Source organism: Marinobacterium nitratireducens (genome assembly GCF_014645375.1).
Lineage (GTDB): Bacteria > Pseudomonadota > Gammaproteobacteria > Pseudomonadales > Balneatricaceae > Marinobacterium_A > Marinobacterium_A nitratireducens.
This window is the reverse complement of sequence record NZ_BMLT01000009.1, coordinates 84131-109959: the sequence shown is the minus strand read 5'-3', so window position 1 is coordinate 109959 and position 25829 is coordinate 84131. Positions and strand designations below refer to the sequence as shown.

Annotated in this window: 19 protein-coding genes; 10 read left to right on the top strand and 9 right to left on the bottom strand. The window is 62.5% G+C overall.

Annotation, left to right across the window (positions count from 1 at the left end):
* Positions 1 to 68 precede the first annotated feature (68 nt).
* The 7 genes from IEX85_RS17095 to IEX85_RS17065 all read left to right on the top strand — a co-directional run bounded on the left by IEX85_RS17095 (position 69) and on the right by IEX85_RS17065 (position 8776).
* A complete protein-coding gene (locus tag IEX85_RS17095) occupies positions 69 to 1076 on the top strand; it encodes a carbohydrate ABC transporter permease (RefSeq protein WP_229721980.1) in 1008 nt (335 codons plus the stop codon).
* Entirely contained in the window at positions 1076 to 1909 is an 834-nt protein-coding gene (locus IEX85_RS17090) for a carbohydrate ABC transporter permease (protein WP_188861834.1), read from the top strand. The genes IEX85_RS17095 and IEX85_RS17090 overlap by 1 nt, the downstream gene beginning before the upstream one ends.
* A 29-nt stretch (positions 1910 to 1938) precedes the next feature.
* Positions 1939 to 3039: an ABC transporter ATP-binding protein gene (locus IEX85_RS17085; RefSeq protein ID WP_188861833.1), complete on the top strand. Its 1101-nt coding sequence runs from the start codon at positions 1939 to 1941 to the stop codon at positions 3037 to 3039.
* Positions 3040 to 3300: 261 nt separating this feature from the next.
* On the top strand, positions 3301 to 4425 hold the full coding sequence (locus IEX85_RS17080) for a Gfo/Idh/MocA family protein (RefSeq protein WP_188861832.1): 1125 nt from the start codon (positions 3301 to 3303) through the stop codon (positions 4423 to 4425).
* A 103-nt stretch (positions 4426 to 4528) separates the two neighbouring features.
* Positions 4529 to 6118 carry an alpha-amylase family glycosyl hydrolase gene (locus IEX85_RS17075; protein ID WP_188861831.1) on the top strand — a complete coding sequence of 530 codons (1590 nt, stop codon included), beginning with the start codon at positions 4529 to 4531 and terminating at the stop codon, positions 6116 to 6118.
* A 113-nt stretch (positions 6119 to 6231) separates the two neighbouring features.
* Entirely contained in the window at positions 6232 to 7872 is a 1641-nt protein-coding gene (locus IEX85_RS17070) for a glycoside hydrolase family 13 protein (protein WP_188861830.1), read from the top strand.
* An 88-nt stretch (positions 7873 to 7960) separates the two neighbouring features.
* Positions 7961 to 8776 carry an SDR family oxidoreductase gene (locus IEX85_RS17065; protein ID WP_229721979.1) on the top strand — a complete coding sequence of 272 codons (816 nt, stop codon included), beginning with the start codon at positions 7961 to 7963 and terminating at the stop codon, positions 8774 to 8776.
* 396 nt (positions 8777 to 9172) lie between these two features.
* Here the strand turns inward: IEX85_RS17065 and IEX85_RS17060 are convergent, their stop codons facing one another.
* The 6 genes from IEX85_RS17060 to IEX85_RS17035 all read right to left on the bottom strand — a co-directional run bounded on the left by IEX85_RS17060 (position 9173) and on the right by IEX85_RS17035 (position 16338).
* Positions 9173 to 10696 carry an arylsulfatase gene (locus IEX85_RS17060; RefSeq protein WP_188861828.1) on the bottom strand — a complete coding sequence of 508 codons (1524 nt, stop codon included), beginning with the start codon at positions 10694 to 10696 and terminating at the stop codon, positions 9173 to 9175.
* Between the two features lie 367 nt (positions 10697 to 11063).
* On the bottom strand, positions 11064 to 11915 hold the full coding sequence (locus tag IEX85_RS17055) for a GNAT family N-acetyltransferase (protein ID WP_229721978.1): 852 nt from the start codon (positions 11913 to 11915) through the stop codon (positions 11064 to 11066).
* A gap of 45 nt (positions 11916 to 11960) precedes the next feature.
* Positions 11961 to 12440, bottom strand: a complete 480-nt coding sequence (locus IEX85_RS17050) for a type VI secretion system tube protein Hcp (protein WP_188861827.1) — start codon at positions 12438 to 12440, stop codon at positions 11961 to 11963.
* Positions 12441 to 12940: 500 nt separating this feature from the next.
* Entirely contained in the window at positions 12941 to 14461 is a 1521-nt protein-coding gene (exaC, locus tag IEX85_RS17045; protein WP_188861826.1) for an acetaldehyde dehydrogenase ExaC, read from the bottom strand.
* 130 nt (positions 14462 to 14591) lie between these two features.
* A complete protein-coding gene (gene yddG, locus IEX85_RS17040) occupies positions 14592 to 15503 on the bottom strand; it encodes an aromatic amino acid exporter YddG (RefSeq protein WP_188861825.1) in 912 nt (303 codons plus the stop codon).
* A gap of 112 nt (positions 15504 to 15615) precedes the next feature.
* The gene (locus tag IEX85_RS17035; RefSeq protein ID WP_188861824.1) at positions 15616 to 16338 is read right to left on the bottom strand and encodes an AraC family transcriptional regulator; all 723 of its coding nucleotides are present in this window, start codon (positions 16336 to 16338) and stop codon (positions 15616 to 15618) included.
* Positions 16339 to 16770: 432 nt separating this feature from the next.
* Here IEX85_RS17035 and IEX85_RS17030 point away from each other — a divergent pair, with 432 nt between their 5' ends.
* Positions 16771 to 18471, top strand: a complete 1701-nt coding sequence (locus IEX85_RS17030) for a BCCT family transporter (RefSeq protein WP_188861823.1) — start codon at positions 16771 to 16773, stop codon at positions 18469 to 18471.
* A gap of 105 nt (positions 18472 to 18576) precedes the next feature.
* Positions 18577 to 19104 carry a mechanosensitive ion channel domain-containing protein gene (locus tag IEX85_RS17025; RefSeq protein WP_188861822.1) on the top strand — a complete coding sequence of 176 codons (528 nt, stop codon included), beginning with the start codon at positions 18577 to 18579 and terminating at the stop codon, positions 19102 to 19104.
* 143 nt (positions 19105 to 19247) lie between these two features.
* Here the strand turns inward: IEX85_RS17025 and ppsA are convergent, their stop codons facing one another.
* On the bottom strand, positions 19248 to 21623 hold the full coding sequence (ppsA, locus tag IEX85_RS17020) for a phosphoenolpyruvate synthase (RefSeq protein WP_188861821.1): 2376 nt from the start codon (positions 21621 to 21623) through the stop codon (positions 19248 to 19250).
* Between the two features lie 215 nt (positions 21624 to 21838).
* Between ppsA and ppsR the strand changes: the two genes are divergently transcribed.
* Complete coding sequence (gene ppsR / locus IEX85_RS17015; protein ID WP_188861820.1) at positions 21839 to 22654, top strand: posphoenolpyruvate synthetase regulatory kinase/phosphorylase PpsR; 816 nt, start codon at positions 21839 to 21841, stop codon at positions 22652 to 22654.
* A gap of 253 nt (positions 22655 to 22907) precedes the next feature.
* On the opposite strand, the gene IEX85_RS17010 is transcribed toward ppsR, so the two are convergent.
* Both IEX85_RS17010 and prpF read right to left on the bottom strand, forming a co-directional pair.
* Positions 22908 to 24392, bottom strand: a complete 1485-nt coding sequence (locus IEX85_RS17010; RefSeq protein WP_188861819.1) for a bifunctional 2-methylcitrate dehydratase/aconitate hydratase — start codon at positions 24390 to 24392, stop codon at positions 22908 to 22910.
* Between the two features lie 141 nt (positions 24393 to 24533).
* On the bottom strand, positions 24534 to 25712 hold the full coding sequence (gene prpF, locus IEX85_RS17005; protein WP_188861818.1) for a 2-methylaconitate cis-trans isomerase PrpF: 1179 nt from the start codon (positions 25710 to 25712) through the stop codon (positions 24534 to 24536).
* Positions 25713 to 25829: the final 117 nt, after the last annotated feature.

Below are 25829 nucleotides of genomic sequence, written 5' to 3'. Positions count from 1 at the left end.
TGTGGCCGGCAGACGACGCCAGCGACGGGCGCCCGCCGCCCCTCTAGATAAGAACAACGGGAGGCTTTATGGACATCACTTCAACCACTACCCAGGGCGCCACCAGCGCGGCCACAAAGCGATCACTCAGATCTGCCAGAAAGGGAGGCCGGGCGCAGCTCAGCGGCTTGAGCCGCCAGCGCATCCGTACCGCCTGGCTTTTCCTGCTGCCGATGATCGCAGGCCTGGGCTTCGTTGCCGGCTGGCCGCTGCTGCGCACCATCTACCTGGGCTTTACCGATGCCACGCTGTCGAGCATCGACAGTTACGCCTTCGTCGGCTTCGAGAACTACCTGGTCTACGACAACGGCGAATGGTACGGCCTGCTGGCCGATGGCCTGTGGTGGCAGGCGGTCTGGAACACCCTCTATCTCACGGTGCTGTCGGTATCGATCGAAACCGTACTCGGGGTACTGATTGCGCTGATACTGCACGCCAAGTTCCCGGGCCGCGGTCTGGTGCGCGCCGCCATCCTGATTCCATGGGCGATCCCGACCGTGGTTTCCGCCAAGATGTGGGGCTGGATGCTGCATGACCAGTTCGGCATCATCAACGACCTCTTCCTCAAGCTGCACCTGATATCCGAGCCCATCGCCTGGACCGTCAATCCCGACACCGTGCTCGGCACCATCATCGCGGTCGATGTCTGGAAGACCACACCCTTCATGGCGCTGCTGACCCTGGCGGCACTGCAGATGCTGCCGAAGGACTGCTACGAGGCGGCCCGCGTCGACGGCATCCATCCGGTCAAGGTGTTCTTCAAGGTGACGCTGCCGCTGATCAAGCCGGCACTGGTGGTAGCGGTGGTGTTCCGCATGCTCGACGCCCTGCGCATCTTCGACCTGGTGTACATCCTCACCTCCAACAGCGAAGACACCATCGTGATGTCGGTTTACGCCCGTCAGGCGCTGATCGACTTCCAGCAGATCGGCTACGGCTCGGCCGCCTCGACGCTGCTGTTCCTGCTGGTGTTCGGCCTGACGCTGGCCTACATCTTCGCGACACGACTGAAACTGGACGGATCGGGAGACCACTGATGAGAACCTTCAAACTGCACACCGGCAAGGTACTGTTCGCCCTGGCGGTCCTGGCCCTGCTGATCTACACCATCTTCCCGTTCTACATCGCCATCGCGACCTCGTTCGGGGCCGGCAGCGGCGACGGCAGCCTCTACCTGCCGGAGACCTTCGATTTCGGCAACTACGTGTCGGTATTCAAGGAACAACCATTCTTCCACAATATCCTCAACTCGGCGCTGGTGTCCTTTGCCACCGTCGCGATCTCGCTGCTGATCGCCGTCACCGCCTCCTACGCCCTGGCCCGGGTGCATTTTCGCGGCCGCACCACGCTGCTGCTGACGGTACTCGGCGTCTCGATGTTCCCGCAGGTTGCGGTGCTGTCCGGAATGTTCGAACTGATCCGCATGCTCGGCCTGTACAACAACCTCGGCAGCCTGGTGCTCTCCTACACTGTTTTCTCGCTGCCGTTCTCGGTGTGGATCCTGACCACCTTCATGCGCGGCATTCCGAAGGATCTCGAGGAAGCGGCCATCGTCGACGGCGCCACACCGTGGCAGATCATCACCCGTATCTTCATGCCGGTGCTCTGGCCGGCGATGGTGACCACAGGCCTGCTGGCGTTCATCGGTGCCTGGAACGAGTTCATGTTCGCCATCACCTTCATCCTCAGCAACGACAACCGTACCGTGCCGGTGGCGATCTCGATGATCTCCGGCGGCTCCCAGTACGAAATGCCCTGGGGCCCGATCATGGCCGCCTCGGTAATCGTCACGGTTCCGCTGATTGCGCTGGTGCTGATCTTTCAGCGCAAGATCGTCGAAGGTCTGACGGCCGGTGCCGTCAAGGGTTGATTCCGTTTACACAATAAGAGAACAGCATCATGTCCAGCATTGAATTCGTAAAAATCGACAAGGTTTACAAGGGACTGGCCAATTTCCACGCGGTCAAGGGCGTCGACCTCAGCATCCGTGACGGCGAGTTCGTGGTCTTCGTCGGCCCCTCCGGCTGCGGCAAGTCCACGCTGCTGCGGATGATCGCCGGCCTCGAGGACATCTCCGGCGGCGACCTCTACTTCGGCGCCAAGCGGGTCAATGACCTGACGCCGAAAGAGCGCGGCATCGGCATGGTGTTCCAGTCCTACGCCCTGTACCCGCACATGAGCGTCTACGAAAACATGGCCTTCGGCCTGACCCTGGAGAAGGCCGAGAAGCAGACCATCGATCAGAAAGTGCGCGAAGTCGCCGCCATCCTGCAAATCGACCACCTGCTCGAGCGCAAGCCCAAGGAGCTCTCCGGCGGCCAGCGCCAGCGTGTTGCCATCGGCCGCGCCATCGTGCGCCAGCCCAACGTGTTCCTGTTCGACGAGCCGCTGTCGAACCTCGATGCCGCGTTGCGCGTGCAGATGCGCATCGAGATCAGCAAGCTGCACCAGAAGCTGAAAACCACCTCGATCTACGTCACCCACGACCAGGTCGAGGCGATGACCATGGCCGACAAGATCGTGGTACTGAACCAGGGCCGCATCATGCAGGTCGGCACCCCGCTGGAGATCTACAACACCCCGGCCAACACCTTCGTCGCCGGATTCATGGGCTCCCCGACCATGAACTTCATCAAGGTGCATGCCGACGACAACCACCTGACGCCGTTCAATGGCACCGACCGCCAGGTGTTCGAAGCCCCCTTCCAGCACCGCGGCGATGCCACCCTCGGCATCCGTCCGGAGCATATCGAACTGACGCCGCAGCCGGGCGCCCTGGCCATCAACACCGAGATCGCCGTGGTCGAGCACCTGGGCAACGAGACCCTGCTGTACCTGAGTACCGACCAGTGCGAACTGCCGCTGGTGGTATCGGTGCAGGGCGAACAGTCGCCGGAGATCGGCAGCAGCCTGACCGTCTACGTGCCGCCTTCGCGCTGCCACCTGTTCGACGCCAACGGCGACGCGCTGGAGCGGCTGGATGCGCCGAAGGCGAATTGACGCGGGAACCGCGCTCCCCGCGGCGCCCCCACTCCATCGTAGGTTGGGTGAGCGATGCATCAGCACTTTATCTCCGAGCCAACGGGAGATAGGCGCATCGCGTAACCCAACATCAGTGGCAGACGCAGCAGCGTGCGGGGTTTTGCGCAGCCTTGGGTGCCGCGCAGCGTTGGGTTACGCGCCTGCGGCGCTCCACCCAACCTACATATTTCCACCCTGCCTATGAATTCGGATGAACAGGGCAAGTGAGGTGATCGAAAAATGACAGACACCATTCGCTGGGGCATGGTCGGTGGCGGCCTGAACGGCTTTATCGGCGAGGTCCACCGGCTCGCCGCGCGCCTCGATGGCGGCTTCGCGCTCGTCGCCGGTTGCTTTTCGTCCGATGCCGCACGCAACCGCGAGTCCGCCGGACAAGTCGGCGTAGCCCCGGATCGCGTCTACGACGATTTCGCGCAGATGGCCCGCAGCGAGGCAGAGCGACCGGACGGCATCCGTGCCGTGTCGATCGTCACGCCGAACCACCTGCACTTCCCGGCCGCCCGCGCCTTCCTCGAAGCCGGTATCGACGTCATCTGCGACAAGCCACTGACCACGACGCTCGAGGAAGCGCTGGAGCTGGAATCCCTGGCGCGTGAACAGGGCCGCATCCTCGCGGTGACGTACAACTACACCGGCAACGCCATGATCCGGCTGGCGCGCAGCCTGGTCGCCGAAGGCGCACTGGGTGATTTGCGGCTGGTGCAGGTCGAATACCTGCAGGACTGGCTGGCGCGCAATATCGAACAGGAAGGCCAGAAACAGGCCAGCTGGCGCACCGACCCGCAGCAGGCCGGCCGCGCCGGCTGCCTCGGCGACATCGGCGTCCATGCCTACAACCTGGCCCACTTCGTCACCGGCCTGCCGGCCCGGCGCGTCAGCGCGGACCTCGCCACCTTCGTCCCCGGGCGGCGCGTCGACGATAACGTCCAGGTGACGCTGGATTTCGGCAACGGCACCCGCGGCGCGCTCTGGGCCTCCCAGGTCGCGGTCGGTTCGGAGAACGCGCTGCGCCTGCGGCTGGTCGGGTCCCGCGCCAGCATCGCCTGGGAGCAGGAGCACCCCAACCAGCTGCGATACGCCGAATATGGCGAAGCGCCCCGCACCCTGAGCCGCAACGGCGCCGGCTTCCCGCCGTCGCTGCAACGGTTTTGCCGGGTGCCGGCAGGCCATCCGGAAGGCTACCTCGAAGCCTTCGCCAACCTTTACGGCGAGATCCGGCGCGGCCTGCTGACAGGACAGGGCGACTTCACCGACGTCGCCGATGCCGTCGATGACATGGCCTTTATCGAAGCCTGCCTGGCGTCGAACGACAACGACAACCGCTGGCAGCCGCTGATGCGCTGACGCCAGGCACCCTGGCCCGATTTTGCAATGCCCGGGGACGTGCCATTGCGCCCCGTTAAACCGGTTTTGTCTTCTACAACCCCAGAATTTTGGAGACCTGACAATGTCAAAAGCTCACGCCGATTGGTGGAAAGGCTCTGTCATCTACCAGATTTACCCGCGCTCCTACCAGGACAGCAACCATGACGGCATCGGCGATCTGAACGGCATCACCGAACGCCTGCCCCATATCGCGGACCTTGGCGTCGACGCCATCTGGCTGTCGCCGATCTTCACTTCGCCGATGGCCGACATGGGCTACGACGTCAGCGACTACACCGATATCGACCCCACCTTCGGTACCCTGGACGACTTCGATGCCATGGTGGCCCGCGCCCACGAGCTCGGTCTCAAGGTGATGGTCGACCAGGTGCTGAACCATTCCAGCGACCAGCACCCGTTCTTCCAGGAAAGCCGACAGAGCTGTGACAACCCGAAGGCGGACTGGTACGTCTGGGCCGATCCGCAGCACGACGGCAGCCCGCCGAACAACTGGCAGTCGATCTTCGGCGGCTGCGCCTGGCAGTGGGAACCGCGCCGCGGCCAGTACTACCTGCACAACTTCCTCAAGCAGCAGCCGGACCTCAACTTCCATAACCCGGACGTGCAGGAGTGGCTGCTCGGCACCATGCGCTTCTGGCTGGAGCGCGGCGTCGACGGTTTCCGTCTCGACACCGTGAACTTCTACTTCCACGATGCCCTGCTGCGCAGCGACCCGTCGGATTTCCGCAAGAAATCGAAGCCGGAGTGGAACCCGTACAACATGCAGTACCACCTGTTCTCCAAGAACCAGCCGGAGAACCTGGCGTTCCTGCAGAAGATGCGCGCCCTGCTCGACGAGTACGACGCCCGCACCCTGGTCGGCGAAGTTGGCGAGTCGCACCACCCGATCGAGATCATGGGTGAGTACACCACCGACAACCGCCTGCACATGGCCTATTCGTTCGAAATGCTCGGCTTCAACTTCAGCGCCGCGCACTTTCGCAAGCAGATCGAGGACTTCTATACCGGCGCGCCGAACGGCTGGCCCTGCTGGGCGTTCTCCAACCACGACGTGGTCCGTCACGTCAGCCGCTGGATGCCACACGCGGTGAGCCAGGATGCCATCGCCAAGCAGGCCTGCGCGCTGCTGCTCAGCCAGCAGGGCTCCATCTGCCTGTACCAGGGCGAGGAACTGGGGCAGACCGAATCCGCGCTGGAATACGCCGAGCTGACCGATCCCCAGGGCCTGACCTTCTGGCCCGAAGACAAGGGCCGCGACGGCTGCCGCACGCCGATGGTGTGGAGCCAGGACGCCGAGAACGCCGGGTTCAGCGACGTTCAGCCCTGGCTGCCAGTGAAAGCGCCGCAGGCTTCCCGCAGCGCCGACACCCAGCGCGGCGTGGCAGGCTCGGTGCTCGAGTTCTACCGCCGCATGCTGCGCCTGCGCGGCGAACACACCAGCCTGCAGACCGGCGATACCGTTTTCGACGAGACCGCCGAGCCGATCCTGTCGTTCGTCCGCGGCGGCGAGTTCCGCTGTGTGTTCAACCTGTCGCCGGCGCAACAGCGTGTCGAGCACAAGGGCGGCACCCTGGTTCTCGGCGAAAGCGCTTCGGTCGATGGCGATGCGCTGAACCTCGGCGGCAACGGCTTCGCCCTGTTCAGGGTCTGACCCGACCTCCCGGTGCCCTGACAGCCGTCAGGGCACATTCGGCGGGCCCGGCCCGCCGCTTTTCTTCACCACGGCAGGCCGGATGGCCGCCGGCAATCAACAAGGACAACGCCATGTCGACGCCTCAAGACAGCTGGTGGAAATCCGCCACCGCCTACCAGATCTACCCGCGCAGCTTCTGCGACAGCAACGGCGACGGTATCGGCGATATTCCCGGTATCATCTCGAAACTGGACTACCTCGCCGAACTCGGCATCGGTTTCATCTGGCTGTCGCCGGTGTACCGTTCGCCGATGGCCGACAACGGCTACGACATTTCCGACTACCAGGACATCGCGCCGGAGTTCGGCACCCGGGAGGACTTCGACCGCCTGCTGGCCGGCGCCCGCGAGCGCGGCATCGGTATCGTCATGGATCTGGTGGTCAACCACAGCTCCGACGAACACCCCTGGTTCATCGAGTCCCGCTCCTCCCGCGACGCCGGTAAACGCGACTTCTACGTCTGGCGCGACCCCGCGGACGATGGCGGCCCGCCCAACGATCTGCAGTCCTTCTTCGGCGGCCCGGCCTGGACCCTGGACGAGAACACGGGCCAGTACTACCTGCACCTGTTCGACCGCAAACAGCCGGACCTGAACTGGGAAAACCCGGCAATGCGCCGGGAAATCTGGAAAATGATTAACTGGTGGCTGGACCGCGGCGTCGCCGGCTTCCGCATGGACGTGATCGACCTCATCGCCAAAGAGATCGACCGCGGCATCATCGCCGACGGCCCGCGCCTGCATGAATACCTGCAGGAGATGCACCGCGAAACCCTCGCCGGGCGCGATATCGTCACCGTCGGCGAGGCCTGGAGCGCCAATACCGAGAACGCCCTGCTCTATTCCGGACAGGCGCGTAACGAGCTGTCGATGGTGTTCCAGTTCGAGCACGTCACCCAGCAGTGGGACGGGAAACTCGGCAAGTGGAAGCCCAGGCCGTTCGACCTGGCCGCCCTCAAGCGGGTCATGAACAAGTGGCAGCTGGCGCTGGCGGACGATGGCTGGAACTCGCTGTTCTGGGGCAACCACGACCTGCCGCGCGCGGTGTCCAAGTACGGCGACGACAAGCGGTGGCGCGTCGAGTCGGCCAAGATGCTCGCCACCGTGCTGCACCTGATGAAGGGCACGCCCTACATCTACCAGGGTGAAGAGTTCGGCATGACCAATGCCGCCTTCAGCCGCATCGATCAGTTCAAGGACCTGGAAACACTGAACTTCTACGACCTGCAGACCGCCGCAGGCGTGGCGCCGGAAGACTTCATCGCCGGCGCCAACGAAAACAGCCGCGACAACGCCCGCACCCCGGTGCAGTGGTCGAGCGCCCGCCAGGCCGGCTTCACCACCGGTACGCCCTGGATCGACATCAACCCCAACCACAGCGAGATCAATGCCGCCGAGGCGCTCCAGGACCCGCAATCGATCTTCACCCACTACCGCTGCCTGGCCAAACTGCGCCGCGAACTGCCGGTGATCGTCCACGGCGACTACCAGCCCTGGCTCGAGGAACACCCGCAGGTATTCGCCTACAGCCGCCACCTGGACGATCAGACACTGACCGTGGTCGCCAACTTCGGAGACAGAGAACTGCAACTGGAGGTGCCCGAGGCGATGCGTGCCGAGGGCCGGGGACTCATCGCCAATTATGAGGACCGTAACGTTATCGGTGCCAGGCTGTCGCTGCAGCCATACGAAGCATTTGCCATCCTCAGTTGAGCACCTCAAAGGGCATCCGTTTTTGCATTGCACAAAAAACAATCTATTCTCAAAGATGCCCAACTACCCTTCTCCAGGAGGCATCACCGTGGAAATAAAAGACAAAGTGGCCGTGATCACCGGTGCCGGCAGCGGCATTGGTAACGCAGTCGCAATAGAGCTCGCCAACCGCGGCATCAAGGCGGTACTGATGGTCGATCTCACCGACCAGGTCAAGATCAACGCCGCCGAGGTAAATGCGGAAGTCGGTCGCGAGATTGCCTTTCCCTATCAGGGGAACGTCACCGATGCCGACTTCCGCCGCTCGGTATTCGACGACGCCCAGGCGAAGTTCGGCCTGGTGTCGATCTGCATCCCGGCCGCCGGGATCACCCGCGACTCGCTGGCGGTGCGTATCGACAAGGAAACGGGCAAGGCACGGATCTACGAGCAAGAGAAGTTCCAGCTGGTACTCGACGTCAACCTGACGGCGCCGGTTTACTGGGCGCTGGAGATGATCGGCCGTATCGCCGAAGACCGTTTCAACCGCGATCTGAAAAAATGGAATGCCAGCGAAGGCGTACAGGGCGCGGTGGTCTTTATCGGCTCGGTGTCGTCGCAGGGGAATAAGGGCCAGGTGTCATACGCCGCCACCAAGGCCGGGCTGGAGGGGGCCGCATCGACACTGATGAAAGAGGCGATCTTCTACGGTGTGCGCTGCTGCGTGATCCACCCGGGCTTCACCGATACCCCGATGGTGCGGGCAATGGGCGATGACTATATCGAGAAGCACGTGCTGCCGGACACCCAGCTCGGTCGTCTGATCCGACCGGCCGAGATCGCCGACGCCATCTGCTTCATGGTGTCCAACTCTGCCATCAGCGGCGAGCTCTGGGCCGACGCCGGCTGGCATCCGAACCCCTGATCCGCACCCGCTGCGGTTATTGCCGAATACAGCAGGCTCTTCGCGCTTTAGCGGGAAAAACGTAAATCGCAGATGGGTGGAGCGACGCCTCGGTACGGCGTATTCGTCACTGCTAAGGCCAGGGCGTCGTGCAACCCATCTTGGGCGTCGGTTCGGCACTCGACTCATTGACGGGTTCCCTGATATTTGCTCCTGCAATATCAGGATTCCCACAGTCCCTGGTAGTTGCGCCGGGTCGAGCTCGCTGAAGGCGTTAAACCCTGTGCCAGAGCGGCTCCACCCATCCTACTTTTGCCCCCAAAGCTCACGCTAATCTGCAAAAAAAGCGCCCGACGGACATGGTTGCCGCCGGGCGCTCTCTTCTTCGTGGACTCTATCTTGTGAAAGCGCGACGCGCTAACGTCCGCTGGCCTGCTGCGCCGAGCGCATCAGCTCGTCAACATTGATCTCGAAGCTCGCCGCGCGCGGTGGATAGTCCTGCAGCGACTTCATGAACCGGGTGACCATTTCGGTGGCGGGGCCCAGTGTCCAGGAGCGGTTTTCCTGCCACTCGTCGAAGCCGCGTGCTTCATGGAAGCGCTCGAACGGATCGAGCTTCAGGTTGGTGATCAGCGGGGTGGTCAGGTCGTTGCGCACACCGTTGAACCATTTGTCCTGGCTCTTGAACAGGAACTTCCAGTCGCCGTAGCGCACGCCATGCAGGGTCGCCTCGGTAAAGTAGTAGAAGTCCATGCGCTTGCTCGGTCCCTTGCCGCTGAGCAGGTCGGTCTGGTCATATCCGTCCAGATGAACCTTGTAGGTCTTGTCGCCGATCTTCTCGCCTTCCAGCAACTTTTCCTTGAGGTCCGGCTGCCCCAGCGCCGACATGATGGTCGGAATCCAGTCCTCCATGGTCATGAACTCGCCGGTGGTACTGCCGGCCGGGATCTTGCCGGGCCACTTGACCACCATCGGAACGCGGAACGCACCTTCGTAGCCGCCCACGCCCTTCTGACCGCGGAACGGCTGGTTGCCGCCGTCCGGCCAGCTGTTCGATGCCGCACCGTTGTCGGTCGAGAACATCACGATGGTGTTATCGGCCACGCCGAGCTCATCGAGCAGATTCAGCAGCTCGCCGACGTCATCGTCCAGCTCCATCATGCCGTCGGCATAAAGGCCGTAGCCGCTCTTGCCCTGGTATTCCTCGCTGAGATTGGTGCGATAGTGCGTACGGGTGGTGTTATGCCAGACGAAGAAGGGCTTTTCGCTCTTGACCGCATCGCTGATAAAGCGCTTGGACTCGACCAGAACGTCCTGGTCGAGGGTGCGCTGACGCTCGCGACCGAAGGGCCCCAGATCCTTGATTTCCTGACCGCCGTCCGGCAGTGCCTTGGAATGAATGATGCCGCGCTGCGCCAGTCCGAATCGCTTCTGCTCCTCCGGATCTTTGGGGAAGTCGTACTGTTCCGGATACTCGCCGGCGTTGAGGTGGTACAGGATACCGTAGAACTCGTCGAACCCGTGCGCCGTCGGCAGGTGCTCGTCCAGGTCGCCGAGGTGATTCTTGCCGAACTGGCCGGTGGCGTAGCCCAGGGGTTTGAGCATTTCCGCCAGCGTCGGGTCTTCCTTGCTGAGCCCGAGCGGCGAGCCGGGAAGACCGACGGTACCCAGACCGACTCGAATCGGATACTGGCCGGTAATAAAGGCCGCACGGCCCGCAGTACAGGAAGCCTGGGCGTAATGATCCATGAAGATCATGCCCTCGTTGGCAATACGGTCGATATTGGGCGTGGAGCCTCCCATCATGCCCCGATGGTAGGCGCTGATATTCCACATGCCGACATCGTCGCCCCAGATAACGAGGATATTGGGTTTATCCTGCGCACTGACCACGGGGGCGGCCAGGATGCCGAGTACAAGTAAAGCCAGAAACCGTTTCATAGCTGCTTCTCCATTGCGTCCCGTCGAACATGTCTACGCCGGTCCCCGTAAAACAGTTCATACAGCGAACCACGGATTATCCCGAACGTTACAAGACAACCTGCACGTACAGTTAAACGCGATACGAAGGCCATTTCGCTCCATGCGAAAGTGTCGCCGGGGAACGACGAGCACGGCCTCGTCCGCGCCAGTTAACGGAGTCATCAGTGTGGTACAGGATGGCACTTGACGCCAATGATTTTTAGCACGCCAGTAACGTGCCTAAAAAATTGTGTCTGCGAAGAGCAACAGCCCGGATAGTCAGGCTCGGACTTCTCCGAAAAGCCGCCAACGGGAAGAGCGGGTATCGAACCGTGCCGAGGGCTGGTCAGCCGACCTCGAAGGAGGTCACGCCGAAGGTTCGTTCGAGCGGCAGTTCGGGGCTATCGCCGGTATACATGCGCGCGGTTTCGAACGAAACCTGCATGCCATGGCGCCCGGCCAGCGCCACGGCCTCGCGATTCACCTCGGGGGTATCCAGATAAATGCTGTCGGTCGGGCCGACGCGGGATGCCAGTGCCTGAAACAGCAACTGCGCCTGCGCCGGGCTGTCGGCAAAAAGCGGCCCTATCTTGTAACCTGAACGGCAGGGGCGTATCACGCCGTACCCGGCCAGCTCCCCGCGATCGATCAATCCCAGAGCATGACAGCCTGGCTGCCGTATCCAGCAACGCAGGAAAGCTGAACGTTGTGCCGCGAAAAAGGGACGGTCGTATTTTGCCAGTCGCGCGAACGGCAGCGCCGAAAGGTCCGTTATCCCGGGATCAGCCGGTGCGGGGCAGCCGCCAACACCCTGGTAACGAATGTTCCGGTAGGCCAATGCGAATCCGGACTTTCTGTAATTGTCCTGCTGCGCCACGACCCCGTCGAGGCCAACGTTGCAGCCCTTCAGATATCGCAGACCGGCATCCCATATCCGAATGCCGTAACCCCGCCCCCGGTATTCGGGCCTGACGATATAGAACCCCAGAAAACCGAATCCGTCGCTATAGCGCATGACAGAAATGCTAGCCACCGGTTCGCCATCGAGCAAGCCCAGCAGGAAACCGCGGGGGTCGGCCTGCAGATAGCAGTCCGCATCCTGCAGGCCCGGGTTCCACCCTTCCCGCGCGGCCCAGTCGATCGCCATATCGACGTCGGGCCGGCTCATGGTCCGAATGACGTACGTTCCATGACTCACCTGAGCACCCCTTCACTACACCTGATGGAAACCAAAGCGGTCATATCACTTCCGGAGCCGGCCGCAGGGTATGATGACCTCCCCGGGAGAACCATCGTTGAAGATCAGGCTTGCGCTATCCAGCGACAGGCTTTCGGACAGGGGCCCACCGCCACTGCTCAGACTCAGGCTCGAGATCCGCACGGGAGACAGCGTCACGCGAAGCGTTTCCTCGGCCTTGTCGGCACCGGTGCTGAGCTGCACGATCTCGATCTTGTCGAAGGTTTCCCCGGTACTGGCCGCACGAATCAGCATCAGGCTCGCGGAGTCCTGGTGTTTGGTTACCGTTACATCCGAGCAGAGCCCTTCCTCGACGCCAGCCTGCACGTTTTCGATCACGATCCAGTCCAGATATCCCTCGATAGTGGCATCTCCCTTGATGCCGGGGACACTCATCAGTTGCAGCGCATTGGCCGTGGAGCTCAGGCCGACGGCCCCCAACAGCAGCATCGGCAGCAAGGCCTTCTTGATGGCATTTGCTTTCATTACTCAACCTCGACAGGTTCAGTTAATCGGTCATGCACGCGAACCGACGCCAGGGCGATCGAAGCTCGACCGGAACAAGAGGACTCTGAAAAACCACTGATTACCGGGGCGTAATCGCGTGCGTTTGCGTTATCGCAGCTTGGGGATTCGCGCCCGGGGGCTCCCCGATGGACTTGCGATTGACACGCAGCGGGGACCGGAAAGCGCGCATCGTCTCAGCGCTGAATCAGTATAGCCGGCAAACATGGAAATGAACGGGTCCAGGCCCGGGATGCAAACTTCAGTGGCGGGTCGCAGCGAGAGACCGGCCAATACGGCACCGGCGGATGGATGAGCGGCGGCGGTTCGGGATAGCACCCTGCGAAAAAAAGCGCGGCAATGCCGCGCTCAATCCTGAGAGTGCAAAACTCTGTACAGGGGTTGGCTGGCCTCTCCGGCCAGAATCAAAGTGTAGTTCAGGGCGCCCCGAATGCGACTTCGGGACACCCCTTTTTGCGGACTTAGAAGAAGCCCAGCGGATTGACGTCGTAGCTGACCAGCAGATTCTTGGTCTGCTGATAATGGTCGAGCATCATCTTGTGGGTTTCGCGACCCACACCGGATTTCTTGTAACCGCCGAAGGCAGCGTGCGCCGGATAGGCGTGGTAGCAGTTGGTCCAGACACGGCCGGCCTCGATGCCGCGACCCATGCGGTAGGCGCGATTCATGTCGCGGGTCCAGACGCCGGCACCCAGGCCGAATTCGGTATCGTTGGCGATGGCCAGCGCTTCCGCCTCGTCCTTGAAGGTGGTGACGGCCACGACCGGCCCGAAGATCTCCTCCTGGAATACGCGCATCTGGTTGTTGCCGCGCAGCAGCGTCGGCTGGATGTAATAGCCGCTGTTGAACGGCCCTTCCAGCGCTTCGGAGTTGCCGCCGATCAGCACCTCGGCACCTTCACTGCGGCCGATGTCGAAATAGCCCATGATCTTGTCGAACTGCTCCTGCGAGGCCTGGGCGCCGACCATGGTGTCGGTGTCCAGCGGGTTGCCGCGCTTGATCTGGCGGGTGCGTTCGATCACGCGGCCGATGAAGTCGTCGTAGATGCCTTCCTGCACCAGCAGACGCGACGGGCAGGTGCAGACCTCGCCCTGGTTGAAGAACGCCAGCACAGTCCCCTCGACGCACTTGCTGAGGTAGTTGTCCTCGAACTGGGTCACGTCCTCGAAGTAGATGTTCGGCGACTTGCCGCCCAGCTCGACGGTGGACGGGATGATGTTCTCGGCGGCGCACTTGAGAATGTGCGAACCGACCGGGGTGGAACCGGTGAAGGCGATTTTGGCGATGCGCTTGCTGGTCGCCAGCGCCTGGCCCGCCTCGGCGCCGAAACCGTTGACGATGTTGAGCACGCCGGCGGGCAGCAGGTCGCCGATCACCTCGGCCAGCACCAGAATCGACGCCGGGGTCTGTTCGGCGGGCTTGAGCACGATGCAGTTGCCGGCCGCCAGCGCAGGCGCCAGCTTCCAGGCCGCCATCAGCAACGGGAAGTTCCACGGGATAATCTGCCCGACCACACCCAGAGGCTCATGGAAGTGATAGGCAACGGTGTTCTCGTCGATTTCGCCGATGGAGCCTTCCTGGGCACGGACACAGCCGGCGAAGTAACGGAAGTGATCGGCCGACAGCGGCACGTCGGCCGCCAGGGTCTCACGCACCGCCTTGCCGTTGTCCCAGGTCTCGGCGACGGCCAGTTTCTCGAGGTTGGCCTCGATACGGTCGGCAATCTTCAGCAGGATGTTGGACCTTTCGGTGACCGAGGTTTTGGCCCAGGCGGCCTTGGCCTTGTGAGCGGCGTCCAGCGCCAGCTCGATATCGTCGGCAGAGGAACGGGGGATCTCGCAGAACGGCTGACCGGTGACAGGCGAGACATTCTGGAAGTACTCGCCCTTCACCGGCGCAACCCAGTCACCACCGATAAAGTTGCCGTAACGCGGTTTGAATGAAATGACGGAACCTTCGGTTCCCGGCTGAGCGTAGATCATCGTTTTCGTGCCTCTTGTTGTTATCGAGCCGGCACCGCGCCGGTGCCGTTTCCTGTCGAATACATCGGCATCTTAGCCAGCGGTAAAAGTAGCAGCTATGCTCCCTTGGCACAGAAAAAACGCGCACCGACTAGTACTTTGGAACCATCCCGTCGCCGTTCCCCGGCAGCCGGCGGCGCAGCAGACGCGGCCCCAGCGCCGCCAGCAGCGCCCCGCCAACGATCAGCAGGCTGGACAGCGCCAGCCCCCAGCTGGCGGGAGTAAATCCGAACAGCACCAGCAGCAAGGTCGAGACCAGCGGCGCTCCGTAGGCCAGCACACCCAGCAGGCGCAGGTCTCCGCGTTTGGTACCCAGGTCCCAGGTGAAGAACGCGACGCCAACTGGCCCGAGCCCGAGCCCGACGACGCCAAGCCACTGAATCCCCTGCGGCCAGATCCAGGTTTCCCACAGCAGGCTGCAGACAAGCCCCAGCAGCGACGTCGCGCCGCAGAACCAGCCAACCGCATCGGTGGGTACCGACGACACCAGCCGGCTGCTGACCGAGTAGCCCGACCAGATCAGCGCACAGCCAAGCGCCAGCGCATATCCGGGCCAGTAGCGGGCGTCGAAACCGTCCGCCCCACCGCCAATCAGCAGCCAGCAGCCGACCAGCGCCAGCAGCGCCCCGGCAATATGGGCCGGATGCAGGCGATGCCCCGGCAACAACGCGGATAACAGGACGATCAGCAGCGGCCACAGGTAAGCCAGCAGGCTGACCTCGACCGCGGGCGCACGGGCCATCGCGGCAAAGTAGCAGGCGTGATAGCCGAACAGGCCCGCGACGCCGAGGATCCAGGCCAGCGGCGGCTGACGCAGCATGCGCAGCGGTTGCGGTCCGAACAGGAGGCCCTTGCCCATCATCAGCAGCCAGGCGATACCGAATGTCATCGCCAGCATCTGAAACGGTGCGATGAGGTTACCGCTGAGCTGGGTCAGCAATGCCAGCGTGCCCCAAAGCACGATTGAAATAGAGCCGATCGCGGTGGCGCGTCCCCGGGTCATGAGGTTGTCTCCTTGACAGTCGAATGCCTACAACCATACCGCGGTTGTTTGTGCGCGGCTTTGCCGGAGAGGTAAGACTATTTTGGCGCTGTGGCTATCTTCGTCACGGGATTCAGTGACGCACCTGGCGGGGGGATTTGCCGAAATGTCGCCGAAAGCGGTCGCTGAAGGCGGCGAGGTTGCCATAACCGACCCGCTCGGCGATACGCTGCACGCTGAGATCGCTGGTCTCCAGCAGCGCCCAGGCTTCCTGCATGCGACGCTCGAGCTGATACTGCTGGGGCGTCATGCCAAAACAGTCCTTGAACAGCGCCGACAGGCGACGGGCACTGAGGTGGGCGATGCCGGCAAGCTGCTCCAGCGTCAGCGACACATCCAGATGACCGTCGATCCAGGCCCTCGCCGCCTGCACCCGGCGGTCGATCCTGAGGTCCGCGCCATAGCGTTCGGTCAGCAGCTGAATCAGCAACAACAGCATCTGCCGGCGACCGTGACTGGCAGCCGGGGCACGTTCGAGTTCCGTCTGCAGAAAAGCGACATACTGGCTCAACGCCGCATCCAGCGGGATAAAGGCCGGCAGCCGTTCGAGTTCGGGGGCTAAAGCCTGCGGAATATCGGCAACGATAAAGCGATTGTCCGAACTGGACGCAAACGCATGATCCTCGCCCGCCGCGACAATGGCTGCGCGGGTGGACGCGACCTGCCCTTCACGCCCGGCAATACTCATTTCCAGCTCTCCAGCCACCGGCAGTACCAGCTGATGATAGTCGTGGTGATGGCGCCGGGTTTCGCGGTCGTAGCTGCGCAGATCGAGGGTAAGGTTGGCGTAGGACATAACCCGGATCATAGCACCGGCGCCGGATGCTGTCGCAAGGTATTGAGCCCGTTGTCATTCGCGGTATCCATAAATCGTTCTTATACTTCTCCCCACGCACCAGGGACAAAAAACCAAGGTTCGTCTCATTGCAGTGCGTAGGATGGGAGAAGCCGCCATCCATACTGTCTTGCCGCGCAGCCGGAAGACCGGGGCGGCCTGACGGAACCTGCGCAGCTTCCGTAGCCATCAAAGGTGTCGCCGGTCCGTGGTTTTGGCTCACGGGCGTCAGCCGTCGGAATACCCGTTAAGTCTGCAGTCTCCCGATGAGTGGCGCCGCCGAAGCATCGCCGAACACCGCTACCCGGTGCCATCGCGGCCCCATCCTGCCGTCTCGTGCCTTGTATCGTCCGCGTCCGCGATAAACCGAACAACAAACACGGGAGCCGCGCCATGAGCAAACATCACGGCTGGCAGGTCATAGACAAGCCGACCTTTTTCGGGTCGCTGTTTTTGCTATTCGCCGTTACGGTACCGCTGGTGCTGTTTCCGGAAACCGGCGAAAGCTGGGTCCTCGCCGCCAAGAATTTCGTCACCGACAAGCTGGGCATCCTCTATCTGATGCTCGGGCTCGGCGCCGGCGGCTTCATGGTGTATATCATTTTCAGTGACATCGGCCAGATCAAGCTTGGCGAGGCCGAGGAACATCCGGAGTTTTCGACGCTGTCCTGGGCGGCGATGCTGTTCTGTTCGGGAATCGGCGCCTCCATCCTGTACTGGTCCATGATCGAGTGGGTCTACTATTACCAGGCGCCGCCGTTTCAGCTCGAGGGCGGCACACCCGAGGCGGCACGTTGGGCCGCCGCCTACGGCATTTTTCACTGGGGCCCCCTGGCCTGGTCAATCTATCTGATTCCGGCATTGCCGATCGCCTACTTCTACTATGTGCGCAACCACAGCGTGCTCAAGATCAGCGAGGCGCTGATGCCGGTGCTGGGCGAGAAGCACGCCCGCGGCGGTCCCGGCAAACTCATCGACGTGCTGTTCATTTTCGGCATGCTCGGCGGCGGCGCCACCTCGCTCGGCCTGGCGGCGCCTCTGATCAACGAGGGTGTCCACGAACTGTTCGGGGTACCGATCAACCTCAGCACCCGTATCATCGTGTTGCTGGTGTGCACGGCCATTTTCGGCTATAGCGCCTTCGTCGGCCTGAAAAAAGGCATACGGCTGCTGTCGGATATCAATTTCTGGCTGGCGCTGGCGCTGCTGCTGTTCGTGTTCCTGGCCGGCCCGACGCTGTTCCTGGCCAATACCGGACTCGATGCCCTGGGGCGCGTGCTTTCGAACCTGATCCACATGGCCAGCTGGACCGAGCCGTTCGCCCAGTTCGCCAACTTCGAGGACACACACTTCCCGCAGGACTGGACCATCTTCTACTGGGCCTGGTGGCTGGTGTTCGCCCCCAGTGTCGGCCTGTTCATCGCCCGCATATCCCGCGGCCGCACCATCAAGACGATGGTCGCCGGCTCGATCTTCTACGGCACCATGGGCTGCTTCGCCTTCTTCATGGTGCTGGGCAATTACGGCATGTATCTGCAGCTCTCGGGCGAGCTGGACGTGATCAGCATTCTCAACGAACAGAGCCCGACCGCCGCCATCTTCGCCATGCTCAAGACGCTGCCGATGAGCGATCTGGTGGTGTTCGTATTCACGCTGCTGGCGTTGATCTTCACCGCCACCACCTTCGACTCCATCTCCTACATTCTCGCCGCGGTAGTACAAAAAGAGGTCGACGAGGAGCCGGTGCGCTGGAACCGTCTGTTCTGGGCCTTCGCACTGTCGATCATGCCGATCGTGCTGATGTTTCTCGGCGGCCTGCAGACGCTGCAGACCGCAAGCGTGATCGGCGGCGTGCCGTTGCTGCTGGTGGCGCTGATGCTATGCATTTCGATGGTACGCGCGGCGCATTACGATCTGCGCTACCAGCCCGACTATGAGGAAAAGGAAATCTATATCGATGCCTTCCCGGAAGACGATCCCTGGACCGAGGACGGCACCTGGGAAACGCCGGAGCCGGACCAGCACCATGGCGTCACCCATGACGACAAGCCCCATGAAGAAGGCGATCCGGACAGCCATCCGTCACGACTGTAAAGGCATCCACCGGCATTGACCCGCCGGATCGGATATCCTCGTTTTTACGCCCGGGGCGTGCTACAACGTCCCCTGTTGCCATCCCGTCGCATTGCAGAGGTGCCTGTGTACACTCAGATTCTGGCCACCACCGGAGTGGCCATCGGCTATTTCGTGGTGTCCCACCTGATTCGCAAGCTGGTCGTCTCGCTTGGGCAGATCAAGAAGGTGCCGCCCCAGCGCATGGCCTACATCAGCAAGTACTTCAGCGGGCTTTGCCTGGTCGCCGCCGTGGTCATCGTATCGCTGATCTGGAGCCTGGATTACGGCAACCTGATGCTGTTCGCCTCGTCGATCTTCGCCATCGTCGGTGTCGCGCTTTTCGCCCAGTGGTCGATCCTGAGCAACGTCACCTCCAGCGTGATCATCTTCTTCAGTTTCCCCGCCCGCATCGGCCACCGCATCCGCATTCTCGACGACGATGAGACCATCGTCGGCGAAATCGTCGAGATCACGCTGTTCCAGGTGCTGCTCAGGGGTGCCAACGGCGACACCATTTCCTATCCCAACAACCTGCTGCTGCAGAAGCCGGTCATCATTCTCGGTGACGGGACGGACACCGCCCCTGCCGCCGCGTCCGAGCCACCGGGATAATGCGGCGAGTGGAACTCGCATCGCTGCGCTTCGTTGCACTCAGCCGCACCCTGCATGAACGCCCCGACACTGCGCGATAAAGCCAAAAAAAGGCGGCCCTGGAGCCGCCGATAATTTGCTGAATCATTTCAACAGGGGGGGAATCAGCTGTCCTTGCGGTCGTTGGCAAGGAAGAACCAGGTATCGAGCACCGAGTCGGGGTTCAGCGAGACGCTGTTGATGCCCTGCTCCATCAGCCAGCGCGCCAGCTCCGGGTGGTCGGACGGGCCCTGGCCGCAGATACCAACGTACTTGCCCTTGGCGCGGCAGGCCTCGATGGCCATCGACAGCAGCTTCTTGACCGCCTCGTTTCGCTCGTCGAACAGGTGCGCGATGATGCCGGAGTCGCGGTCCAGGCCCAGGGTCAGCTGGGTCAGGTCGTTGGAACCGATCGAGAAACCGTCGAAGTATTCGAGGAACTCGTCGGCCAGCAGTGCGTTGGACGGGATCTCGCACATCATGATCAGTCGCAGACCGTTCTCGCCACGACGCAGACCGTTCTCGGCCAGCAGTTCGGACACCTGGCGCGCTTCGCCGACGGTACGCACGAAGGGCACCATGATCTCGACGTTGGTCAGGCGCATCTTGTCGCGTACGTACTTGAGCGCCCGGCACTCGAGTTCGAAGCAGTCGCGAAAATCCTCGGAAATGTAACGCGCGGCGCCGCGGAAGCCCAGCATCGGGTTTTCCTCGCTCGGCTCGAACTCGCTGCCGCCGATCAGGTGACCGTACTCGTTGGACTTGAAGTCCGACATGCGCACGATGACCTTTTTCGGATAGAACGCCGCGGCCAGCGTCGAAATGCCCTCCACCAGCTTGTCGACATAGAACTCGACCGGGCCCGCGTAACCGGCGATGCGACGGCGGATGGTCTGCTGCAGGTCGGCCGACTGCTCGTCCAGGTTCAGCAGCGCCTTGGGGTGCACGCCGATCATGCGGTTGATGATGAATTCCAGGCGAGCCAGGCCGACACCGGCGTTCGGCAGCGACTGGAAGCCGAAGGCGCGATCCGGGTTGCCGACGTTCATCATGATGTCGAACGGCAGCGGCGGCATGGACTCGATACGGTTGGTCTGGTGCTCGAACGCCAGAGCGCCTTCGTAGACGCGGCCGGTATCGCCTTCGGCGCAGGATACGGTGACCTGCTGGCCGGCCTCCAGCCGCTCGGTGGCGTCGCCGCAACCGACGATCGCCGGAATACCCAACTCACGGGCGATAATCGCCGCGTGACAGGTGCGGCCGCCGCGGTTGGTGATAATCGCCGAAGCCCGCTTCATGACCGGCTCCCAGTCCGGGTCGGTCATGTCGGTGACCAGGACGTCGCCCTGCTTCACCTCGTGCATGGCGTCGATGCCACTGACCAGGCGCACGGGACCTGCGCCGATACGGTGGCCGATCGAGCGGCCTTCCACCAGCACCGTGCCTTTTTCCTTGAGCAGGTAACGTTCGACCACGTTGGCCTCGTCGCGGCTCTTGACCGTTTCCGGACGTGCCTGCACGACGTACAGCTTGCCGTCGTCACCGTCCTTCGCCCATTCCACATCCATCGGACGGCCGTAGTGGTTCTCGATGATCACCGCCAGACGGGCCAGTTCCTCGACCTCGGCATCGTTGATGGAGAAACGGGCACGGTCCTCGGCCGGGACGTTGACCGTTTCCACCGCGCGACCGGCTTCGCCGTGCTCGGTATAGACCATCTTGATCGCCTTGGAGCCCAGGGTGCGGCGCAGGATCGCCGGCACGCCCTGATTCAGGGTCGGCTTGAAGACGTAGAACTCGTCCGGGTTCACGGCGCCCTGCACCACAGTTTCGCCAAGACCGTAGGCCGAGGTGATGAACACCGCGTGCTGGAAGCCGGATTCGGTATCGAGGGAAAACATGACGCCTGCAGCGCCGGTTTCGCTGCGCACCATGCGCTGGATGCCGGCGGACAGTGCCACCTCGTGATGCTCGAAGCCCTGATGCACGCGGTAGGAGATGGCGCGATCGTTGTACAGCGAGGCGAAGACTTCGCGAATCGCGTGCTTGATATTGTCGAGGCCGCGGATGTTCAGGAATGTTTCCTGCTGACCGGCGAAGGAAGCGTCCGGAAGATCCTCCGCAGTGGCGGACGAACGCACCGCCACCGGCAGCAGATCATTGCCCTCGGCCATTTCGGCAAAGGACGCGTCAATGGCCGCTTCCAGTTCCGGCTGCAGCGGGGCTTCCATGATCCACTGGCGAATCTTGCGGCCGCTTTCGGCGAGCGCGATGACATCCTCCGGATCCAGCGCTTCGAGCTCGGCCTGGATACGGCCGGCAAGCCCCTCGTGGGCGAGGAAATCCCGGTAGGCCTCGGCCGTGGTCGCGAACCCGGTCGGAACCTGCACGCCGGCATCGCTGAGCTGGCTGATCATTTCACCCAGCGAAGCATTCTTGCCGCCCACCTTGTCGACATCGCCCATGCCCACCTGATCGAGGCGTAAAACGTAGTGCTGCAAAACCCGTACTCCTTGATATGCCTTTCGCTGAAAATCCGGCTGTCCGTCAGCCTCAGGGAGAGCCCCCGCCGAAGTTCAGCGCCGATAATACTGAAGTTGTACCATAAAATCGCCTGCCGCCGGCATGTAATTTCACTACAAGAAATTCTGCTATGATGCCCGCAACACGGGGCCTCCAGCGCCCTTCCGTTCCCCTGCCAGGAGCCCTTTGCGGCATGAAGCGAACAGCATTCTTTATATCCGACGGAACCGGCATCACCGCCGAGACCCTGGGCAACAGCCTGCTGGCACAGTTCGACGGGATTCAGTTCGAGAGGATCACGCTGCCCTATATCGACTCGCTGGAAAAGGCCCATGCCGTCGTCGAGCAAATCAATGACGCGATCGAGAAGGATCAGGAGCGGCCCATCATTCTCGACACCATCGTCAATCTCGAAATTCGCGAGTACATCGCCAAGTGCAAGGGCATGATGATCGACGTCTTCTCCACCTTTCTCAATCCGCTGGAGAAAGAGCTGGGGGTGCGCTCGTCCTACTCGGTCGGCAAGTCCCACGCCATCGTCGAGATGAACCGCTACAAGAGCCGGATCGACGCGGTCAACTTCGCACTGGACAACGACGACGGCGCCCGTATCCAGCAGTACGACAAGGCCGAGATCATTCTGGTGGGGGTATCGCGCTCCGGCAAGACGCCAAGCTGCCTCTACATGGCGCTGCAGTACGGAATCCGCGCCGCCAACTACCCGCTGACCGAGGAAGACATGGCCAACCCCGGGCTGCCGGAGTGCCTGCTCGCGCACCGCAGCAAGCTGTACGGGCTGACGATCGATCCCTTCCAGCTCGCCGCCATCCGTCACGAACGCCGGCCCAACAGCCGCTACGCGTCGCTGGATCAGTGCAGCTTCGAAGTGCGCACCATCGAACGGCTGTTCCGCGACGAGAGTCTGCCGTTCATCAATACCACCACCTTCTCGGTGGAAGAGATCGCCACGCGCATCATATCCGAGCGCAAGCTCAACCGGCGCCAGTGATGGGGTATGCGTTTAGCGTGAGGCGTGAGGCGTGAGGCACCGATCCCGGCGCCTGTTTTGTAGTTTACTTACATAAACTTACGGGTTACGGGTTACGGGTTACGGGTTACGGGTTACGGGTTACGGGTTACGGGTTACGGGTTACGGGGTTCATTGTCACTTGCCTCCCGTCACTTGTCACTTGTCACTCGTCACTCGTCACTCGTCACTCGTCACTCGTCACTCACCACTCGTCACTCGCCACTCGTCGCCTTCAAATCACCCACAGATCCATAAACGCCTGCACCGGTGTCCGCTCGAGACGGGCCTGGTCACTGCACAGCTCGAAGATCGCCGCGACGCGCGCGGCCGGAAAACGGGTCGCAAGATTGCGCCGGAACTTCTGCTCCAGTAGCGGGATCCCCTCGTTGCGACGACGGCGGTGCCCGAGCGGATACTCGACCCTGACTTCCCTGGTACAGCTGCCGTCGTTGAAAAACACCTGGATGGCATTGGCAATCGAGCGTTTCCCCGGATCCAGGTAGTCACTGCTGAAGCCTGGCTCTTCGACGACGTCCATCTTGTCGCGCAGCAGGTCGATGACCGGATGGTCGGCATGGAACCCATCCTCATAGTGTTCGGCATCCAGAGCGCCGAATGCCAGCGGTACCGCGGTCATGTACTGCAGGCAGTGGTCACGATCGGCGGGATTGGCCAGCGGTCCGGTTTTGGAAATGATACGGATCGCGGACTCCTGGGTGCGGATACGAATCCTGTCGATCGCGTCGAGGCGGTTCTTCACCTCGGGGTGCAGCTGCAATGCCGCTTCCGCCGCGGTCTGGGCATGGAATTCAGCGGGAAAGGCGATCTTGAACAGCACGTTTTCCATCACATAGCTGCCGAAAGGCTGCAACAGACGGAAATGGCGCTCGGCCTGCGGCTTGACCTGCTGATCCCCGTTGGTCTTGCTGAAGGCCACCTCGTAGAAACCCCATTGCTTCGCGGTGAGGGCGCCCGGGATCCCCATTTCGCCACGCATCGCAATATCGGCCAGTCGCACCGCGCGGGACGTGGCGTCTCCCGCCGCCCAGGACTTGCGCGACCCGGTATTCGGCGCCTGGCGGTAGGTTCTAAGCGCCGAGCCGTCGACCCAGGCATGGGACAAGGCCGCCATCAGGGTCTCGCGATTGCCCCCCATCAGCCGTGTGACTGCGGCGGTGGAAGCGACGCGTACCAGCAGCACATGGTCGAGACCGACACGGTTGAACGAGTTCTCCAACGCCAGCACGCCCTGAATTTCGTGCGCCCGGATCATGGCGTCGAGCACAACGCGCATGCAGAGGGCGGGTTTGCCCAGGGCGAGGTTACGCCGGGACAGATGGTCGGCGACGGCGAGGATAGCGCCTAGATTGTCGGAGGGATGGCCCCACTCGGCGGCGAGCCAGGTATCGTTGTAGTCGAGCCAGCGAATCAGGCAGCCGATATCCCAGGCGGCCTTGACCGGATCAAGGCAGAAGCGGGTCCCCGGGACCCGGGCGCCGTGCGGCACCACCGTGCCTTCGACCAGTGGCCCCAGATGTTTGCAGCACTCGGGAAAGCGCAGCGCCAGCAGCGCGCAGCCCAGACTGTCCATCAGACAGTGACGCGCGGTACGAAATGCCTCCTCGCTCTCGATACGGTAATCCAGCACATAGTCGGCGATATCCTGGATCACCTGGTCGTAGTCCGGGCGGATATTGGAATCGGCGGTCGAAGCCATAGCGGCACCTCCCTGCAGGAGAGGTGCGGTTCGCAAGGTCACCGGCACCCTAGGCGGCCGATCGTCCCGTAGGGTGCCGGTAAGCGGAGCGCACCGCACCGATCACGTGGGATTCAACAAAGTGCCACTGCAGGATAGCCGTTAAAAAGCGTCCCCGGGTACGCGCACCCAGCCTTCCATCAGCACGCGGGCGCTGCGGCTCATCACCGCCTTGGTCGCGGTCCACCGGCCATCGACGACTTCGGCGGCGGCGCCGACGCGCAACGTGCCGGACGGGTGGCCAAAGGTCACGGCATCGCGCTGACCGCCGCCGGCCGCCAGGTTGACCAGGGTGCCCGGCACGGCGGCCGCGGTGGCGATGGCCACCGAGGCGGTACCCATCATGGCGTGGTGCAGCTTGCCCATGGACAGCGCCCGCACGCAGACATCGATATCGCCGGCAGCGACCTCCTTGCCGCTCGATGCGGTATAGGCGGTCGCCGGCGCAACGAAGGCGATCTTCGGCGTGTGCTGACGGGCGGCGGCTTCGGCGATATCGGCGATCAGGCCCATCTTGACGGCACCATAGGCGCGCATGGTCTCGAAGCGCGCCAGGGCGTCGGCATCGGAGTTGATGTCCTTCTGCAGCTCGGTGCCGCTGTAACCGATATCGGCCGCGTTGACGAAGATGGTCGGGATGCCGGCGTTGATCATGGTGGCCTTGAAGGTGCCGATGCCCGGCACTTCGAGATCGTCCACCAGATTGCCGGTGGGGAACATGGAGCCTTCGCCGTCGGCCGGATCCATGAACTCGATCACCACTTCGGCCGCCGGAAAGGTCACGCCGTCCAGTTCGAAGTCGCCGGTTTCCTGCACCTCGCCGTTGCTGATCGGGACATGAGCGATGATGGTCTTGCCGATGTTCTTCTGCCAGATGCGCACGGTGCAGATTCCGTTCTCGGGTACCTGCTGCGGATCGATCAGACCCGACGAGATGGCGAAAGCCCCGACCGCGGCGGTCAGGTTGCCACAGTTGCCGGACCAGTCGACGAAGGCCCTGTTGATGGCGACCTGGCCGAACAGGTAGTCGACATCATGATCCGGCTGCTCGCTTTTCGCCAGGATCACGGTCTTGGAGGTGGACGACGTTGCTCCGCCCATGCCGTCGATCTGCTGACCGTAGGGATCGGGGCTTCCGATTACCCGCATCAGCAGCCTGTCACGTGCCTCGCCGGGCACCTGGCAGGCCTCGGGCAGGTCCTGCAGACGAAAGAACACACCTTTGCTGGTGCCGCCACGGATATAGGTGGCGGGCACCTTGATTTGGGGTACCTGGGACATTTGATTAACTCCCGAAACAAGCGGGCGCCGGAGCGCCCGCTTCAAGATGATATCGGATGCCGGCAAGCTGAGCGCACCACTCCACCGGTGCGCTTCGTTTCACTCAGGGCACCCTAC

Excerpts from the sequence above, each read along its gene's own strand:
- IEX85_RS17080 (WP_188861832.1), top strand. The coding sequence starts at position 3,301 with ATGACAGACACCATTCGCTGGGGCATGGTCGGTGGCGGCCTGAACGGC.
- IEX85_RS17010 (WP_188861819.1), bottom strand. The coding sequence starts at position 24,392 with ATGGCTTCGACCGCCGATTCCAATATCCGCCCGGACTACGACCAGGTG.
- IEX85_RS17085 (WP_188861833.1), top strand. The coding sequence starts at position 1,939 with ATGTCCAGCATTGAATTCGTAAAAATCGACAAGGTTTACAAGGGACTG.
- IEX85_RS17075 (WP_188861831.1), top strand. The coding sequence starts at position 4,529 with ATGTCAAAAGCTCACGCCGATTGGTGGAAAGGCTCTGTCATCTACCAG.
- IEX85_RS17050 (WP_188861827.1), bottom strand. The coding sequence starts at position 12,440 with ATGAAAGCAAATGCCATCAAGAAGGCCTTGCTGCCGATGCTGCTGTTG.
- IEX85_RS17035 (WP_188861824.1), bottom strand. The coding sequence starts at position 16,338 with ATGTCCTACGCCAACCTTACCCTCGATCTGCGCAGCTACGACCGCGAA.
- ppsR (WP_188861820.1), top strand. The coding sequence starts at position 21,839 with ATGAAGCGAACAGCATTCTTTATATCCGACGGAACCGGCATCACCGCC.
- IEX85_RS17030 (WP_188861823.1), top strand. The coding sequence starts at position 16,771 with ATGAGCAAACATCACGGCTGGCAGGTCATAGACAAGCCGACCTTTTTC.
- exaC (WP_188861826.1), bottom strand. The coding sequence starts at position 14,461 with ATGATCTACGCTCAGCCGGGAACCGAAGGTTCCGTCATTTCATTCAAA.
- IEX85_RS17095 (WP_229721980.1), top strand. The coding sequence starts at position 69 with ATGGACATCACTTCAACCACTACCCAGGGCGCCACCAGCGCGGCCACA.
- IEX85_RS17090 (WP_188861834.1), top strand. The coding sequence starts at position 1,076 with ATGAGAACCTTCAAACTGCACACCGGCAAGGTACTGTTCGCCCTGGCG.
- IEX85_RS17070 (WP_188861830.1), top strand. The coding sequence starts at position 6,232 with ATGTCGACGCCTCAAGACAGCTGGTGGAAATCCGCCACCGCCTACCAG.
- prpF (WP_188861818.1), bottom strand. The coding sequence starts at position 25,712 with ATGTCCCAGGTACCCCAAATCAAGGTGCCCGCCACCTATATCCGTGGC.
- IEX85_RS17060 (WP_188861828.1), bottom strand. The coding sequence starts at position 10,696 with ATGAAACGGTTTCTGGCTTTACTTGTACTCGGCATCCTGGCCGCCCCC.
- yddG (WP_188861825.1), bottom strand. The coding sequence starts at position 15,503 with ATGACCCGGGGACGCGCCACCGCGATCGGCTCTATTTCAATCGTGCTT.